Below are 16,673 nucleotides of genomic sequence, written 5' to 3' on the forward strand. Positions count from 1 at the left end.
CTCCGGGCCGCCGGCCCCGCTCCAGACCCTGTCGATGCACGAGAAGATCTTCGCCGCCCTCCGTCGCGGCGCGCATGCCGAAGCCCTGTCGCTGGCCCGCGTGGCCGTCGCCGAGGACCCGCACGACGCCCGCGCCTACGCGCTGCTGGCCCACGCCGAGCGCGCGGCCGGCGATTCCGCCGCCGCCATGCATGCGATCAACCGCGCGGTGCTGCTGGCGCCGGACGACGCCGGCATCCACTTCCAGCGCGTCGGTTTCCTGCTGGGCGAATCGAAGGTCGACGAGGCCGACGCCGCGCTCAAGCGCACGATCGACCTCGACCCCAACCAGTTCGAGGCCTACATCGTCCGCGCGCAGATGGCGATCGGTCGCGGCGACGTGGACGAAGCCGAGCGCCTGCAGCGTTCCGCCGCGCGGCTGCAGCCCGACCACGCCTGGGTGAAGACGGTCGAGGGCATGGTCGCGCTGCGTCGCGGCGACGCCGAACGCGCGCAGGCGCTGCTGGTGCGTGCGTCCGAGCAGATGCCCGACGACCCGCAGGTGCTGCAGGCGCTGGGCTTCGCCCACCTCGCCCGGCAGAACTTCGCCTTCGCCGAGCAGGCGTTCCGCCGGCTGGTGGAAGTGTCGCCGCAGATGCGCGGCCTGCGCGGCCTGCTCGCCGACCTGCTGCTGCAGCAGCAGCGGCCGGAGGAAGCGCTGGAGGTGCTGCAGCCGCTGCTGGACGACCCCGATGCGGCCACGCCCGCGCTCAAGCGCATGACCGCCGAGCTGGAACTGGCGCTGGGCCGCCACGAGCGCGCGCTCGCGCTGCTGCATGCGTCGCTGGCCGCGGAGCCGCGCGACCCGCGCGCGTGGGGCCTGGCGCGCGAGATCTGGCGTCGCACCGGCGACGTCGACGACGCCCGCGCCACGCTCGACGCCGCGCTGGAAAAACTGCCGAACGCGGTGCCGCTGTGGCAGATGCGGCTGGGCTTCGAGCCCACCGGTTCGGACGGCGCGCAGGCCGTGATCGACCGCTGGCAGACGGCGATGCCCGATCATCCGGCGATGCTCGATGCGGCGATGCATGTCGCCGAATCGCGCGATGACGCCGCCGCCACCGCGGCGCTGGCCCAGCGCCTCGCCGACACCACGCCCGGCCACACCGGCGCGGTGATGCGCGTGATCGACCACAAGCTGCGCGAAGCGCCCGAGGAGGCCGTGGCCTACGTGCAGGGGCTGATCGCCCGGGCGCCGGACGAAGCCGCGCGCCAGTCACTGCTGCCGTGGCTGGGCTACGCCCAGAACGGCGCCGGCCGCCATGCCGAGGCCGCGCTCAGCTGGAACGCCGCGAACGTCGCGACCGCGCCGATGCGCTGGCCGCTGACGTCGCCCGGCCCCGCCGGCGGCACCTGGCCCGAGGCCGCGACCCCGGTCCCCGGCGCGCCGCCGGTGGCGTACCTGTGGGGCGTGCCGGGTTCGGGCGTGGAGAAGATCGCGACCGTGATCGCGCATGCCGGCTATCCGCTGCGCGCCGACCGCTTCGGCCCGAACGCGCCGCAGGACCTGCTGCAGAACCCCGACACCATCGCCGCGCTCAACGCCGGCACGCTCGCGCCCGAGCGCCTGCTCGCCGCGTGGCGTGCGGCGCTGCCCGCGCGCGGCGTGAACGACGGCATCGTCATCGACTGGCTGCCGTTCTGGGACAACGCGCTGCTGAAGGCGCTGCGCCCGTTGCAGCCGGAAGCGATCGTGCTGATCGCCGTGCGCGACCCGCGTGACGCGCTGCTGGAGTGGATCGCCTTCGGCAGTACGATGCCGTTCGGCATCGCCTCCGCGAACGACGCCGCGCTGTGGATCGCGCGCCAGCTGCAGCACGCGCTGTCGCTGCACAACGGCAACCTGCAGACGCACAAGCTGATCCGCACCGACCACGCGCTGGACGACGTCGAGGCCTTCGCCGCGGAAGTCGGCGGTGGCCTGGGCCTGGAGCAGATCCGCATCCCGCCGGCCGCCGCGCTGGGCGCCCCGCGCTTCGCCTACGGCCACTGGCGCCAGTACGCGAAGCCGCTGGCCGAACCCTTCGCGCTGCTGCAGGAAGTCGCGATGGCGCTGGGCTATCCGGCGGAGTGACCCCGCCGCACCGCGCACGGACGACCTGGCAACGTCATTCCCACACGGAGCAGACCGCATCATGAAGATCACCAGCGACAGCTTCGAACACGGCGGCCGCATCCCCGCCGAATTCGCGATGGGCACGCCGGAGGGATTCGGCGGCAACCGCAATCCGCACCTGCGCTGGGACGATGTGCCCGCGGGCACGCAGTCGTTCGCGCTGCTGTGCATCGATCCGGACGCGCCGACCGACGGCGCGCTGGTGGCCGACGCGGACACGCCGATCCCGGTCGAGCATCCGCGCGGCGACTTCGTGCACTGGGCGCTGGCCGACATCCCCGCCGACGTGCGCGGGATCGCGGCCGGCGCCGCCAGCGACGGCGTGAGCGTGCGCGGCAAGCCCGTGCCCGGTGGCCCGGCCGGCGCGCGCCACGGCCTGAACGACTACACCGGCTGGTTCGCCGGCGACGCGGAGATGGGCGGCGATTACCGCGGCTACGACGGCCCGTATCCGCCCGGCCACGACCTGCGCCTGCACCGCTATTTCTTCCGCGTGTTCGCGCTCGACGTGCCGGCGCTGGACCTGCCCGAGCGCTTCACCGCCGCCGACGTGTTCCGCGCCATGCGCGGCCACGTGCTGGGCGAAGCCGCGACGTACGGGACGTATTCGCTGAATCCGGCGGTCGCGGGCTGATCGCCCGACCGCACAGCGCATCGCGATGGGTGCGCGTGGTGCGTTGGCGCCGCCGAGCCTGCTTCGCGATCCCGCTCAGAACCCCATCGGCTGCGACTGGAATTCCAGCACCGTGCCGTCCTCGGCGGTCAGCCGCAGGCGGTAGGGCAGCGGTTCGACCAGTGCGCCCTCGAACATGCGGTTGATCGCCGCGAGGAACGCGCCGCTCGCCTGCGCCGCATCGCCGGTGCAGTCTTCTCCGACGGTGGCCGCCAGCGTGAAGCCCATGCGCTTGCCGACGAGCGTGTAGTCGCCCTGCAAGGTCGGGCAGCCGCCTTTCACGGTGACGGTCTTGCGGTCGAACACCAGCCGGAACGGCACGGCGGCCGCGACCGGCGCGCCGCCGGGGGCGGTGGTCGCGGTCAGCGTCCAGCCGCCGGTGTTGACGAGTTCGTCGCGGTCGACGTGCAGCGTGCGTTCGCGCGCGTCGGCGGGCGCGACGAGCAGGGCGGCAAGCAGCAGCGTGGCGGAAGAAGCAAGGCGCAGGGTCATGGCGGACTCCGTGGGCAGTGGTGATGACGATCGCTGGCGAAGATCAGCGATCGATCGCGGCGGACTCGACGACCTGGTCGAGCACGTACGCGACCGACGGCGCGTCGGCGGGCGGATTCGCGATCGTGTAGCGCTTCACCCGCAGCACGTCGCGGAAGCCCGGCTCGTGGGTGTAGCCCTCGATCATCGGCGGCAGCGTGCGCCATTCGCCGGGCGTGCCGGTGCGCAGGCCGGTGTCGTCGTAATGCACGTCGCGCACGCGCAGGCAGTCGATGGTCTGCGGCGCCAGCGAGGCCTGGCACGGCGTGGTGCCGGCATCGACTTCGAGGAACGCGATCTCGCCCGGGCTGCCGTACTTCGTTTCCGGCGTGGGATCGCCGACGAAATGCAGCACGTCGCCGTCGGCGGTGCGCCACACCAGTTGCGGCGGCATGCTTTCCTGGAGTGCGAACGTCGGCGTGCCTTCCAGCCGCTTCGTGATGGCGGCGTCCAGCGCCATCACCGCGGGATCGGCGCAGGCCATCTTGGTCGAGATCAGCGGACCGACGCGCAACTTGTCGCCGTCGCTGCGCACGGCGCCGGAGATGCGGTTGCAGGCGTTCGTCACGACCACGCGGCCGTCGGCGAAATCGAGCTGCAGCGGCTGCTGCGGGCGGACCAGCAGGGCGTCGATGCGCTGGCCGCGGGCGTCCTGCGCGCGGTCCAGTCGCCAGTGGTAGCCGGCGAGCGCGGCGGTCGGCGATGCGGCCGCGGCAGGCGCGACGCCGGCAGCGGGCGTGGCAGGCGCGGGCGGTCGCGCGCAGGCGGCGAGGCTCAGGCCGAGGCAGCAGCACAGCAGCGTCAGGCGGGTCATCGCGAACTCCATTCGGGCGGGGGCGTCGGGGAAACGCGCGACCGGCCGCGACGGGGTCGCGACGCGAGGCGCGCGACCCACCTTACACCGCGTCCGTCGTTCAGGCGGCGCGCGGGCGCAGCGCCAGCGCGACCACGCCGGCGACCAGTCCCCAGAACGCGGAACCGATCCCCGCGGCGGCGAAGCCCGAGGCGGTGACGAGGAAGGTGATCAGCGCCGCCTCGCGGTCGCGATCCTCGCGCAGCGCGGCGGTCAGGCTGTTGCCGATGGTGCCGAACAGCGCCAGCCCGGCGATCGCCATCACCAGTTCGCGCGGGAACGCGGCGAACAGCGCCGCCACCGTCGCGCCGAACACGCCGGTCAGGAGATAGAACGCGCCGGCGGCCATCGCCGCGACGTAGCGCTTCGCCGGATCGGGATGCGCCTCGCGGCCGCTGCAGATCGCGGCGGTGATCGCCGCCAGGCACAGGGAATACGCGCCGAATGGCGCCAGCAGCACGTTCACCGCGCCGATCCAGCCGACCGCCGGCGACACCGGCGGCGCGTAGCCGGAGGCGCGCAGCACCGCGACCCCGGGGATGTTCTGCGAGGCCATCGTCACCACGAACAGCGGCAGCGCGATGCCGAACACCGCCGCGGTCGACAGCGTGGGCATCGTGAACACCGGCGTCGCGACGCGCAGCGCCACGTGGTCCAGCCGCAACAGTCCGCCGCCGGCGGCGAAGGCCATGCCCAGCAGCAGCGTCGCGACCACGGCGTAGCGCGGGAACCAGCGCCGCCCGCACAGGTACAGCACGAACATCGCCACCGCCATTGCCGGCTGCGTCTTCATCGACACGAACACGTCCAGCCCGAAGCGCAGCAGCACGCCGGCCAGCAGCCCCGACGCCAGCGACAGCGGCAGTTTGCGCATGCCCCAGGCGAACAGCCCGGAGAAGCCCGCCGCGGCGGTGAGCAGCGCGACCAGCACGAACGCGCCGATGGCGTCCGACAGCGGCACGCCGGCGTGGCTGGCGACCAGCATCGCCGCGCCCGGCGTGGACCACGCCGTCACCACCGGGATGCGCCAGCGCAGCGACAGGCCGATGCAGGTCACGGCCATGCCGATGCCGAGCGCCCACAGCCACGAGGCGATCTCCGCTTTGGACGCACCCAGCGAACGCGCGGCCTCGAACACGATCACCGCGGAACTGGTGAAGCCCACCAGCACGGTGACGAAGCCGGCGACGACCGACGACGCGGCGAGGTCGCGCCACCACGGCGCGCGTGGCGACGCGGCGGCGGGCGCGGCGTCGCTCATCCGCCCGCCGGCACCAGCGCCAGCAGCGCGGCGCCCAGCACGAAACGATAGATCGCGAATGCGGTGAAGCGGTGGCTCTGGATGTAGCGCAACAGCCACTTCACCGCGACGAAGGCGGTGATCGCCGACGCGACGAAGGCCACGCCCAGCACAGTCCAGTCCTCGCCCGCGGCGCCGCCGTCCTTGAGCACGCCCAGAAGCTCGTAGCCGGTGGCGGCGAACATCGTCGGGATGCCGACCAGGAACGCGAACTCGGTGGCGGCCACGCGTGACGTCGTGCCGGCGAGCAGCGCGACGAAAATGGTGGCGGCCGAGCGCGAGGTGCCGGGGAACACGCCGGCGACGATCTGCGCGAGGCCGACGAGGATCGCCGTCGTCCACGCGATGTCGTGGCGTTCGCCCAGCGTCGCCGCGCGCTGCGCCGCGAGGCGTTCCGCCAGCAGCATCCATGCACCGCCGATGATCAGCGCCCATGCGATCGGCCGCACCGCGTCGGGCAGCGTCCAGCCGAGCTTCTTCACCAACAGGCCGCCGACCGCGGTGACGCCGAAGGCGACGCCGAGCTTCAGCGCGTAGTCGAGGTTCTCGCGCTGGCGGAAGCCGACCAGCAGCTGCCACAGTCGCTGCCGGTAGATCGCCACCACCGCGAGGATCGCGCCGGCCTGGATCGCGATGTTGAACAGGTCGCTGCGATGGCCCAGCCAGCGCTCGGCGACGATCAGGTGGCCGGTGCTGGAGATCGGCAGGAATTCGGTGATGCCCTCGATGATGCCGAGGAGGAGAGCGGCGAGCAGGTCGGACATGCGATGGGTCGCGAAGGCAAAGGCGAAGTGTAGCGGTCGCGATGCAGCGCGTCCGGCCCGTCATCGCGACGCTCCCCCCGAGTCCGGGGGGAGCGTCGTGCCGTCGTGCATGCCGTGTCGCCGCGCATGCCCATGGCGGGTCGATCAGGGCGGGTCGGTCAGGGCGAGACCACCAGGGTCAGGCCGGGGAAGGCGGCGAGGATCGGCCGCAACGGCTGGAAGAAGGTGATCGGCGTGCCCACGGTGCAGTTCTCGGTCGTGCCCGCGTTGAACGAACCGCCCGAGGTCACACCCTGGGCCTGCCCGTCCGGGGTCACGAACGAACCGCCGGAATCGCCGGTACCCACGCAGGCGCTGGAGCGGGACAGGTTGTTGACGATGCCCGAAGCGCCGTAGTTGACGGTCACGCCCGTCGCCACCAGCGTGCCGCAGCGTGCGCCCGTGCGTGCGCCGGAGCGGCAGATCGTCGCGTTCAGCGTGGCCGGGATGTCGCCGCGGATCGGCAGGTTGCCGCCGTAGCTGTAGGCGTTCACCCACGGCCGCGGGATGCCCTGCGGGTTGGTGTTGTGGACCACGGCATAGTCGTTGCCCGGGAACACGGAGGCGGCGAAATAGCCGATCGACTGCCCGGAGGGATGGGTCACCGTCGTGTTGAGCGTGCCGCAGTGGCCGGCGGTGACGAAACCGTTCGCGGCGCCGAGGGTGACGGAGAATCCGATCGAGCACCAGCCGCCGGTGCCGATGAGGTACTGGTCGCCGCCGCGGATGTCGAACGTCGCCTGCTGCGCCGGCATCGGCCGTGCGGTCGACGTCTCGAAGCGGATGGTGGCGGCGTCGGCGCCGCTCGCGGCGACGAAGTCGATCGCGGCGCGGGTCGCGCCGACGTCCGTGGTCACCACCACGCGGTTGCTGCGCGGGTCGACGTACCAGGACTGGATGCCCGGATCGAGCCGGCCGGCCTTCGCCACGCTGCGCGCTGCGCGCGCGGTGGCGTCCAGCCGCGCCTGCGTCGCCTGCAGCGTGGACAGGCTGTGCGCGACCACGCGGACCTGTGCGCCGAGCGCGCCCGCCTTCGCCGCGGCACGCGCACCGGCGACCGCGACCACCGGCTCGAATTCGCCGCGCGCGTTGCGCTCCAGCCACGTGCCCGCGAAACCGTCGCCGAGCGTCGCGCGGGCCTGGCGTTCGACGTCGGGCGCGCGACGTTGCGCGGCGAGGTACTGCGGGATCTGGCCCGGCATGATGCCGAGGTCGCGTTGCATCGCGAAGCGGAGATTGGCGGGCACCTGCGTGGCATCGTCGCCGGTGGCGGCCATCGTCGCGGGGGCGGCGACGGTCGCGCAGATCGCGAACGACAGGATGGACGCGCGGAGGCGTCCGGACATCGGAGTGTTGCGCATGTGAAGCTCCTTCTCATCGGGGGAATGCGGCGGCACGGTGGGGGAGGCCGCCGGTCCGCATGGTGCGCATCGACGATGCCGGCATCGCGGCTTCATCCCGCGAAGCGACGATCGGTTCCTTCGGTGGGGTCGGAACCGACGTGATTGCGTGTCGTGTCCGCGATCCATGCGTGACACCCGCACTTTATGCCGCGTCGTTCTCACACCGGGCGATCCCGGGTGACGCGCGTCGCGGAAACGCGCATCGCGCGCGTTCGACATTGGTCTCGGTAGGGCGCGCGTCGCGTCGTGCGTCGCCGCCCGGTTCAACCGTGTTGCTTCAGCCCGGCTGCTTCAGTCCAGCTGCTTCAGTCTGGTTGACCCAGCCGCAGGAACACCGCTTCCTCGCCATGTTCGGCGATGCCGACGCCGAAGTAGATCGGGCCCAGCGGCGTGTCGAGCGCGCTGTAGAGGCTGCCACCGAACAGCGTGCGCTCCGCCGACGGCGATTCGCCGCGCTGCCACACCTGTCCGGCTTCCAGCGAGCCGCCGAGGAACAGCGGGTATTCCAGCACCTGCGCCAGCGGCCGGCGGTATTGCAGCGTCGCCACCGCCGCGCCGGTGCCGTGCAGGGTGTCGATGCCGTAGCCCGACAGCCGGAACAGGCCGCCGAGGTGGGCGATGTCCTCGTAGGCGTCGCCGCGGCGGTCCTGCGCATTCGCGCTCGCCAGCCAGCGTCCGCCCAGCGCGCTGAACGCGTACGACGTCTCCAGGCGCGTGGTGAAGCCGCGGGTGTCGCTGCCGAACGCCTGCAGGTAGCGCGCGTGGCGCGCATGCAGGTACCAGCCGTGCGCGGGGAATTCGGCGTCGTCCTGGGTGTCGAGGATCAACGCGAATTCGGCGCCGGCGCTGGTGCTGCCGTTCGGCAATCCGATCGGCAGCGGTCCGGAACGCACGCGGAAATGGTTGCGGCGCGTGAACGGCGTCACCGAGGCTTCGCCCCAGTCGCCGAGGTCGAGGCCGAGGCCGGCGCGGAACTGCCAGTGTTCGATGCGGTAACTGCCGACCAGCGCGTCGTCGTCGAGCAGCGTTTCGTTGCGGCCCAGCCATTCCAGCGACGAGCGGAAGAAGGTGTGCCGGCGCGGATCCAGCGGCTGGTTCCATTCGGCGAACGCGCGGTTGCGATCGCCCAGCCGCGCTTCGAGCAGCAGGTCGCCGCCGAAGCGGTTGAGTTCGCGCTTGCCGAAGCGCGCGCCCAGCTGGTAGTCCGCATGGCCTTCGAAATCGTCCTGCAGGAACAGGCCGAACTTCAGCGTGCCGTCTTCTTCCCAGCGCCGGCTGCGGGTGACGTAGGTCAGCACGCTGCCGCCTTTCGCGCCGTCGGTCACCGTGTAGTAGGCGCGGGAGAATTCGCCGCTGCCGTAGAGGTGCGACAGATCGCGCTCGATCTTCTCCGGCACGATCGTGTCGCCCGGTTTCGCCGTCATCGCCGCGCGGATCACGGTGTCGTCGACGGCGGAGGTGTTGACCAGCTCCACCTTCTCGATCGGGCCGATCGGGCGCAGCCGCGCGAGGCGCGTCTCGCGCCAGGCCGCGTAGGCCTCGGGCGAGAGCTGGCGTGCGCGCAGCTTCGGCAGCGCGGCCTCGGCCGCGGCTTCGCCCAGCGGCACGCCCTGGTCGAGGCCCGCGGTCATGTCGGTGGAGCTGAGGTCGCCCAGCGTCGGCACGATCAGCACGTCGTCCGCGCGCAGGCGATCGCGCTGGCGCTGGGTCTCGCGCAGCATCAGCGCGGTCACCATCTGGTCGGTGATGCTGAAGGGGTCGAGCAACTGGTCGCGCTTCTTCAGCGTCGCGCCGATGTCGACCGCGATCACGTGCCGCGCGCCGAGCGCCTGCGCCACTTCCACCGGCAGATTCATCGACACGCCGCCGTCGATCAGCGAGCGCTCGCCGTAGCTCACCGGCGAGAACGCGCCGGGCACCGCCATGCTCGCGCGGATCGCGTTGACGAGATCGCCGTGGTCCATCGCCACGGTCTCGCCGGTTTCCAGGTCGGTGCCGATGGCGCGGTACGGGATCGGCAGCGCGTCGAAGTCGTCGATGTTCGCGCTCGGCAGCATCGCCGTGCGCAGCGCCACCGCGAGGCGCTGGCCCTCGAACAGCGACGGCGCCACGCCGAGCTTGCCGTCGCGCAGGCCGAACCCGCCCTTGGCGAGGAAGCTGCGGTCCTCGGCCTTGCGCCGCGCCGGGAAATCGCGGCGGTCGACGCGGTCGGAGAACATCGTCTTCCAGTCCAGCGCGCGCAGCCGCGCCTCGATCTCCGCCGCGCCCAGGCCGCTGGCGTACAGCCCGCCGACCACCGCGCCCATGCTGGTGCCGACGATGCAGTCCACCGGGATGCGTTCGCGCTCCAGCACCTTGATCACGCCGATGTGGGCCATGCCACGGGCGCCGCCGCCGCTGAGCACCAGGCAGGTGTCGTAGCCACCGGCCGGGGGCGGGACGTCGGTCCGCGCCTCGGCCCGCGGCAGGTCCGCGGTGTCGTCCTGCGCGTATGCCGCGGGGGCGAGCGCGAGCAGCAGGGCGAGGGCGACGGGAAGGCGGCGGGGCAGGGGCGGGGTCCGTGTCGACATGATCCAGAATGGTGCGTAGAGAGCGAATGACGCACCAAATTGGTGCGAACGATGACGGGTGATGGAAGGCGCGCCCTTTCAGATCAAGGGGTTGCGCCCGTTTCCGGGCTGGCACGGGGCTTGCAATGAAGACCGCATCCCTTCACCCGTTCGGAGCTTCCGAAGATGTCCCTCGAGCACGTCGAAAAACTCGTCAAGGATCATAAGGTCGAATTCGTCGATCTGCGTTTCGCCGACATGCGCGGCACGCAGCACCACGTCACCTTCCCCGCCTCGATCATCGAGCCCGGCCTGTTCGAAGAAGGCAAGATGTTCGACGGCTCGTCGATCAGCGGCTGGAAGGGCATCAACGAGTCCGACATGATCCTGCTGCCGGACGCCGGCACCGCGTTCCTCGATCCGTTCACCGCGGATCCGACCCTGGTGCTGACCTGCGACATCCTCGACCCGGCGACCATGCAGGCCTATGACCGCGATCCGCGCGGCGTCGCCAAGCGCGCCGAGGCCTACCTCAAGGCCAGCGGCATCGCCGACCAGGCGTTCTTCGGCCCCGAGCCGGAATTCTTCATCTTCGACAGCGTCCGCTTCGCCAACGACATGGGCCACACCTTCTTCCACGTCGACTCGGAAGAGGCGCACTGGAACTCGGGCCGCGAGTACGAAGGCGGCAACACCGGCTACCGGCCGATGGTGAAGGGCGGCTACTTCCCGGTCGCGCCGCTCGACTCGCTGCACGACCTGCGCGCCGAGATGTGCAAGACGCTCACCTCGCTGGGCATCGAAGTCGAAGTGCACCACCACGAAGTCGCGAACGCCGGCCAGTGCGAGATCGGCACCAAGTTCAACTCGCTGGTGACCAAGGCCGACGAACTGCTGACGATGAAGTACGTCATCAAGAACGTCGCCTACCGCAACGGCAAGACCGTCACCTTCATGCCCAAGCCGCTGGTCGGCGACAACGGCAGCGGCATGCACGTGCACCAGTCGCTGGCCAAGGGCGGCGTGAACCTGTTCTCCGGCGACGGCTACGGCGGCCTGTCGCAGCTGGCGCTGTGGTACATCGGCGGCATCTTCAAGCACGCCCGCGCCATCAACGCCTTCGCCAACTCGACCACCAACAGCTACAAGCGCCTGGTGCCGGGCTTCGAGGCGCCGGTGATGCTGGCCTACTCGGCCCGCAACCGTTCGGCGTCGTGCCGCATCCCGTACGTGGCCAACCCGAAGGCGCGCCGCATCGAGATCCGCTTCCCCGATCCGATGCAGACCGGCTACCTCACCTTCGCCGCGCTGATGATGGCCGGCCTGGACGGCATCAAGAACCAGATCGACCCGGGTTCGCCGAGCGACAAGGACCTGTACGACCTGCCGCCGGAAGAAGAGAAGAACATCCCCACCGTGTGCCACTCGCTGGACCAGGCACTGGAAGCGCTGGACAAGGACCGCGAGTTCCTCAAGGCCGGCGGCGTGTTCTCCGACGACTTCATCGACGGCTACATCGCGCTGAAGATGCAGGAAGTCACGCGTTTCCGCGCGGCGACCCACCCGCTCGAATACCAGATGTACTACACGATCTGATGTGTCTCCCCCTCCCTTTCGCCGCAGGCGAAGGGGATGGTTGGGGTGAGGGCGACCGTCGCGACACGGCGCACCGGACGTCTCATCTCCCTCCCCCGCATGCGGGGGAGGGTCGGGGTGGGGGCAATCGATGCGGCACGCACGCGGAGAAGAGGCCATGCACATCGCGATCGATGACCTGCGCGGCGACGACATCGTCGCGCTGCTGCAGGCCCATCTCGACGACATGCATCGCCACTCGCCGCCCGAGAGCGTGCATGCGCTGGACCTGGACGCGCTGCGTCGCCCGGAGATCACGTTCTGGACGTTGCGCGACGACCGGGGCGGGCTGATGGGGTGCGGTGCGCTGAAGCAGCTGGACGACGCGCACGGCGAGATCAAGTCGATGCGCACCGCCGCGGCGCATCTGCGGAAGGGCGTGGCGGCGACGTTGTTGCGGCACGTCCTGCGCACGGCGCGGGAGCGCGGTTACCGGCGACTGAGCCTGGAGACCGGCGCCCCCGAGGCCTTCGCGCCGGCGCGCGAGCTGTACGCGCGGTTCGGGTTCACGGAATGCGGTCCGTTCGCGGACTACGTCGAGGATCCGTACAGCGTGTTCATGACCCTCGAATTGCAGGGTCCGGACTGACGAGGAGCGAAGCGGCAAGGCCCCTGGCGGGGCACAGGCGAGCGGTTGCGGCCAGGCGCGGGGCGCCGGCCGGGAGGTTTCAGCCACAGGTTTCGGCCGGGCGCGGCGCACACGCGCTGGCGCGTCCGGCCACGAGGTCGCGGACGAACACGACGCAACTCCTTCCCCCACGTCGGATGCGTTGTGGTCTCCGGGAGCCGATGTCCACCGCAGGGCAGCCTGCGGTGGACACCGGCGCCAGACAGAACGCCGGCACTCCGGTGCCGGTCCTTCCATCCACGGGGAGAGCGCATGAAACTGATCACCGCCATCATCCGGCCGTTCAAGCTCGACGAGGTGCGCGAAGCCTTGTCCGAGATGGGCGTGTCCGGCATCACCGTCACCGAAGTGAAAGGCTTCGGTCGACAGAAGGGACATACCGAGCTGTATCGCGGCGCGGAATACGTCGTCGATTTCCTGCCGAAGATCAAGGTCGAGGTCGCCGTCGCGAGCGACCGGCTCGACGCCGCGATCGAGGCGATCCAGCAATCCGCAGGCACCGGCAAGATCGGCGACGGAAAGATCTTCGTCACCGCGCTGGAACAGGTCATCCGCATCCGCACGGGCGAAGTCGGCCCGGATGCGCTCTAACCCCCGCCTCGGAGATCGTCCCATGACGCCTGCAACCTTCTTCGGGTCACGGACCCGTGCCCTCGCGCTCGCGCTGCTGGTCGGCGCGGCGTCCACCTGTTTCGCGTTCGCGGCCACGGCGCAGTCCGAGCCCGGCGCGACCGCGCAAGCGGAAACTCCCGCCGCCGCCGACGCGGCCCCCGCGCCCGGTGATTCCACCACCGCGCCTGCCGCCGCGCCTGCCGCCACGGATGCGGCGCCCGCCGCCGGCGAAGCCGCACCGGCCGCGACCGATGCCGCCGCTGCTGCGGCATCCGCCGCCCCTGCCGAAGCCCCGGCGCCCGCGCCGGTGCAGAAGGCCGACAAGGGCGACACCGCGTGGCTGCTGGTCTGCGCCGCGCTGGTGATCTTCATGACCCTGCCCGGACTCGCGCTGTTCTACGGCGGCCTGGTGCGCAGCAAGAACGTGCTGTCGATCCTGATGCAGTGCCTCGTCGTGTTCTCGGTGGTCGCGATCCTGTGGGCCGTGTACGGCTACAGCCTCGCCTTCACCGGCGGCAATGCCTTCATCGGCGGCGGCGACCGGCTGTTCGGTGCCGGCCTCAACGGCGCGATGGCGGCCACGTTCACCAAGGGCGTGTACCTGCCGGAGCTCGCGTTCTTCGTGTTCCAGGGCGCGTTCGCCTGCATCACCTGCGCGCTGATCGTCGGTGCGTTCGCCGAACGCGTGAAGTTCGCCGGCGTGCTGCTGTTCACGGTGATCTGGTTCACCTTCGCCTACGCGCCGATGGCGCACATGGTGTGGTTCTTCCCGGGTCCGGACGCGTTCACCGACGCCAAGGCCGCGGCGGACGCCACCGCCGCCTCGGGCTTCCTGTGGGCCAAGGGCGCGCTGGACTTCGCCGGCGGCACCGTCGTGCACATCAACGCCGCGATCGCCGGTCTGGTCGGCGCGTACCTGATCGGCCCGCGCCTGGGCTACAAGCGCGAGGCGATCAAGCCGCACAACCTCACCCAGACCATGGTCGGCGCCTCGATCCTGTGGGTGGGCTGGTTCGGCTTCAACGCCGGTTCCGCGCTCGAAGCCAACGGCGTCGCTGCGCTCGCCTTCGTCAACACTTTCCTCGCCACCGCGGCGGCGGTGCTGGCGTGGACCGCGATCGAGTGGATCGCGCGCGGCAAGCCGTCGATGCTGGGCGGCGCGTCGGGCGCGGTCGCCGGTCTCGTCGCGATCACCCCGGCCTGCGGCTACGTCGGCCTGATGGGCGCGATCGCGTTGGGCCTGATCGCCGGCGTGGTCTGCTTCTGGGGCGTCACCGGCCTGAAGAAGCTGCTGCATGCCGACGACTCGCTGGACGTGTTCGGCGTGCACGGCGTGGGCGGCATCACCGGCGCGCTGCTGACCGGCGTGTTCGCGGCGCCGTCGCTGGGCGGCTCGGGCCTGTGGGACTACGTCACCGAGACGGCCGTTCCGGAATACAGCATCGCCTCGCAGGTGTGGATCCAGGCGCAGGGCGTGCTGGTCACGGTGCTGCTGTCGGGCATCGTCTCGCTGGTCGCCTTCACCATCGTGAAGTACACCGTCGGCCTGCGCGTCAGCGAAGAGGCCGAGCGCGAAGGCCTCGACATCGCCTCGCACGGCGAAGCGGCGTACGAGCACTGACGTTCCTGCCCTCGCGGCATGCGGATCGGGCTTCCCGCGAGGGAAGCCCGATTCGTTCGTGCGTACGGCTGCGCTTACTGCCAGTAGACCGTGAGGTTGCTCATGTAGACCGTGTAGTCGGCATTCGCCGACGTCGAGGACACGATGAAATAGCCCGTGTCCGCGGCCGGGAAGCCATACGTCTTGCCGGTGAACAGCCCGTTGCCGTCGTACAGGCCGGTGGTGAACGGCGTGCCGCTGCCGACCGGCGTGACCACGTACGAGATGTAGCCGGCGTCGTTGACGGTGATCTTGAAGTGGTAGCTGGTGTTGTTCTGCAGCGTGCCCTGGCCGCTGCATGGCGACAGGTTGTTGCTGGTCGGCCAGAACGCCTCGACACGCACGTTCACGCCGCACGAATTCGCGCCGATGATGATGCCCAGCGCGTGGTGGTTGCGCGCCGGGTTCGACACGTTGTCGATGTTGTTGTAGTCGATGTCCCAGTGCCCGTGCAGGCCGATCGCGATGTGTTCGTTCTTGCCCATGAAATCGGGCGTCTTCAGGTCGAACTCCATCACCTGCGCGGTCTTCCCGGCGGGCTTGGTGGTCGACTGCACGAAGCGATAGCCGGTGTACCCGTTGCGGAAGTTGACCGGGTCGCTGCAGACGTTGTTCTGCACCGGCGTCTGCTGGCAGCGGGCGGTCATGATGTGGCCGCCCGGCAGCGACGGGAAGCCGGGAATGAACCCGGTGCCGTTGAACCAGCTGGTGGTCTGCGGGACGTAGCCTTCGACGTGGTCGTAGGTCCAGCCGGCGGCGATCAGCGCTGCCTTTTCGCTGTCGGAGATGGTGAAGCGATGGGCGCGATCCAGGGTGGTCGCGTTGACCTTCGACAGCCGGTACAGCGGCAGCGAACCAGGCACCTGCACCGTGTAGAGATAGCCGGCGATGCCTTCGTAGACGTAACCCAGGCTGTTCGCCGTGCTCAGGTCCTGCGGGTAGGTGTCGGTGAAGTAGAAGTGGTCGGTCTGCGGCGCACCCTTGTAGTAGCGGTACAGCGGCTTGGTCTGGGTCTGCGGCGTGCGTTCGAGGTAGAACGCGGTCTTCAGGCCGGAATAGCCGTAGTTCGTGGTGCTGCCGTAGGCCTCGGAATAGTTGATGGTGTAGAGGCTGTCGTTGATGCTGGCGTTGGTGGTCTCGTACATCGCCGACAGCGGCGGCACGGGGACGTAGGCCGTCGCCATCGCGGCGAACGGGGCGGCGGCGACGGGCGCGATGGCCAGCGCGGTGGCGAGCAGGGACGCGGTGGCAGGACGTGGGCGGTTCCGGAAGCGCATGGGAAATCCTTGTGGCGATGATCGCGAACCGGTGAGGTCGCGAGGGGCGGGGGCCCCACCGTGTCCAGCGGACCGTGCGGATGGAGGGGATCATCGCCATGCCGCGCGGCGATGCGTCGTATGCCTTCCGTTCATGTCGGCGACGATGCGTGCCGTGCATTCGCCGCGTGCACACACACATGCACACACGAACGCATGAACGCACGAACGGCCCGGGGATGCCGGGCCGTTCGTCGTTGCGGAGGTTGTCTTGCGGGGAGCGTGGTGCGGGGACTGCGGGGTCCTGCTTCAGGGAACGCGTGACGCGTGCTGCTTCGGGGAACCGCTCCGGCGCGCGGGGGCGCGCAGGAGCATCACTTGGCCTTGGCGGCCTGGCACTTGCCGTTGACGAGCGCTTCGCCGGCCTTGCACTTGGCGGCGGGCGCGGCGGCCTGCTTCTTCTGCGCGGCGGGCGCCGGCGTGGCCTTGGCGGCGGGCGCCGGCGCGGCGGCGAAGGCGGTGCCGGCCATCAGGCCGAGGGCGAGCGCGGTGAGGGTGGCGCGGATGGTCATGGGAAATACCTCGTGTGGCGGAAGGGGGACGCGACGGCGTCGC

At 70.6% G+C, this 16,673-nt stretch carries 14 protein-coding genes; 6 read left to right on the plus strand and 8 right to left on the minus strand.

What is annotated here, in order from left to right; genetic code table 11:
• Positions 1-34: 34 nt before the first annotated feature.
• Positions 35-2,113 (plus strand): tetratricopeptide repeat protein, encoded by a 2,079-nt coding sequence (locus ACT53Q_RS04435; protein WP_476185449.1) that lies wholly within the window; start codon positions 35-37, stop codon positions 2,111-2,113.
• Between the two features lie 61 nt (positions 2,114-2,174).
• Positions 2,175-2,789 (plus strand): YbhB/YbcL family Raf kinase inhibitor-like protein, encoded by a 615-nt coding sequence (locus tag ACT53Q_RS04440; RefSeq protein WP_476185450.1) that lies wholly within the window; start codon positions 2,175-2,177, stop codon positions 2,787-2,789.
• 75 nt (positions 2,790-2,864) lie between these two features.
• On the opposite strand, the gene ACT53Q_RS04445 is transcribed toward ACT53Q_RS04440, so the two are convergent.
• From ACT53Q_RS04445 to ACT53Q_RS04470, 6 genes are all read right to left on the minus strand, one after another.
• Positions 2,865-3,320, minus strand: coding sequence for an META domain-containing protein (locus ACT53Q_RS04445; protein WP_476185451.1), 456 nt, complete (start codon positions 3,318-3,320; stop codon positions 2,865-2,867).
• Between the two features lie 43 nt (positions 3,321-3,363).
• Positions 3,364-4,173, minus strand: coding sequence for an META domain-containing protein (locus tag ACT53Q_RS04450; protein WP_476185452.1), 810 nt, complete (start codon positions 4,171-4,173; stop codon positions 3,364-3,366).
• A 100-nt stretch (positions 4,174-4,273) separates the two neighbouring features.
• On the minus strand, positions 4,274-5,473 hold the full coding sequence (locus ACT53Q_RS04455) for a benzoate/H(+) symporter BenE family transporter (protein WP_476185453.1): 1,200 nt from the start codon (positions 5,471-5,473) through the stop codon (positions 4,274-4,276).
• Positions 5,470-6,276, minus strand: a complete 807-nt coding sequence (locus ACT53Q_RS04460; protein WP_476185454.1) for an undecaprenyl-diphosphate phosphatase — start codon at positions 6,274-6,276, stop codon at positions 5,470-5,472. Before ACT53Q_RS04460 ends, ACT53Q_RS04455 begins: the two co-directional genes overlap by 4 nt.
• Before the next feature lie 158 nt (positions 6,277-6,434).
• Entirely contained in the window at positions 6,435-7,676 is a 1,242-nt protein-coding gene (locus tag ACT53Q_RS04465) for a S1 family peptidase (RefSeq protein WP_476185455.1), read from the minus strand.
• 347 nt (positions 7,677-8,023) lie between these two features.
• Positions 8,024-10,288 carry a patatin-like phospholipase family protein gene (locus ACT53Q_RS04470; RefSeq protein ID WP_476185456.1) on the minus strand — a complete coding sequence of 755 codons (2,265 nt, stop codon included), beginning with the start codon at positions 10,286-10,288 and terminating at the stop codon, positions 8,024-8,026.
• 165 nt (positions 10,289-10,453) lie between these two features.
• On the opposite strand from ACT53Q_RS04470, the gene glnA reads away from it, so the two are divergent.
• The 4 genes from glnA to ACT53Q_RS04490 all read left to right on the plus strand — a co-directional run bounded on the left by glnA (position 10,454) and on the right by ACT53Q_RS04490 (position 14,763).
• The gene (gene glnA / locus ACT53Q_RS04475; protein WP_476185457.1) at positions 10,454-11,863 is read left to right on the plus strand and encodes a type I glutamate--ammonia ligase; all 1,410 of its coding nucleotides are present in this window, start codon (positions 10,454-10,456) and stop codon (positions 11,861-11,863) included.
• A gap of 157 nt (positions 11,864-12,020) precedes the next feature.
• On the plus strand, positions 12,021-12,491 hold the full coding sequence (locus ACT53Q_RS04480) for a GNAT family N-acetyltransferase (protein ID WP_476185458.1): 471 nt from the start codon (positions 12,021-12,023) through the stop codon (positions 12,489-12,491).
• A 291-nt stretch (positions 12,492-12,782) separates the two neighbouring features.
• Positions 12,783-13,121, plus strand: coding sequence for a P-II family nitrogen regulator (locus ACT53Q_RS04485; RefSeq protein WP_476185459.1), 339 nt, complete (start codon positions 12,783-12,785; stop codon positions 13,119-13,121).
• A complete protein-coding gene (locus ACT53Q_RS04490) occupies positions 13,111-14,763 on the plus strand; it encodes an ammonium transporter (protein WP_476185460.1) in 1,653 nt (550 codons plus the stop codon). Before ACT53Q_RS04485 ends, ACT53Q_RS04490 begins: the two co-directional genes overlap by 11 nt.
• Positions 14,764-14,837: 74 nt before the next feature.
• On the opposite strand, the gene ACT53Q_RS04495 is transcribed toward ACT53Q_RS04490, so the two are convergent.
• Together ACT53Q_RS04495 and ACT53Q_RS04500 are read right to left on the minus strand one after the other, a co-directional pair.
• Complete coding sequence (locus ACT53Q_RS04495; RefSeq protein WP_476185461.1) at positions 14,838-16,079, minus strand: hypothetical protein; 1,242 nt, start codon at positions 16,077-16,079, stop codon at positions 14,838-14,840.
• Between the two features lie 353 nt (positions 16,080-16,432).
• Positions 16,433-16,630 carry a hypothetical protein gene (locus ACT53Q_RS04500; protein ID WP_476185462.1) on the minus strand — a complete coding sequence of 66 codons (198 nt, stop codon included), beginning with the start codon at positions 16,628-16,630 and terminating at the stop codon, positions 16,433-16,435.
• Positions 16,631-16,673 lie beyond the last annotated feature (43 nt).

The sequence above is a fragment of the Lysobacter sp. DMC97 genome, assembly GCF_056313745.1.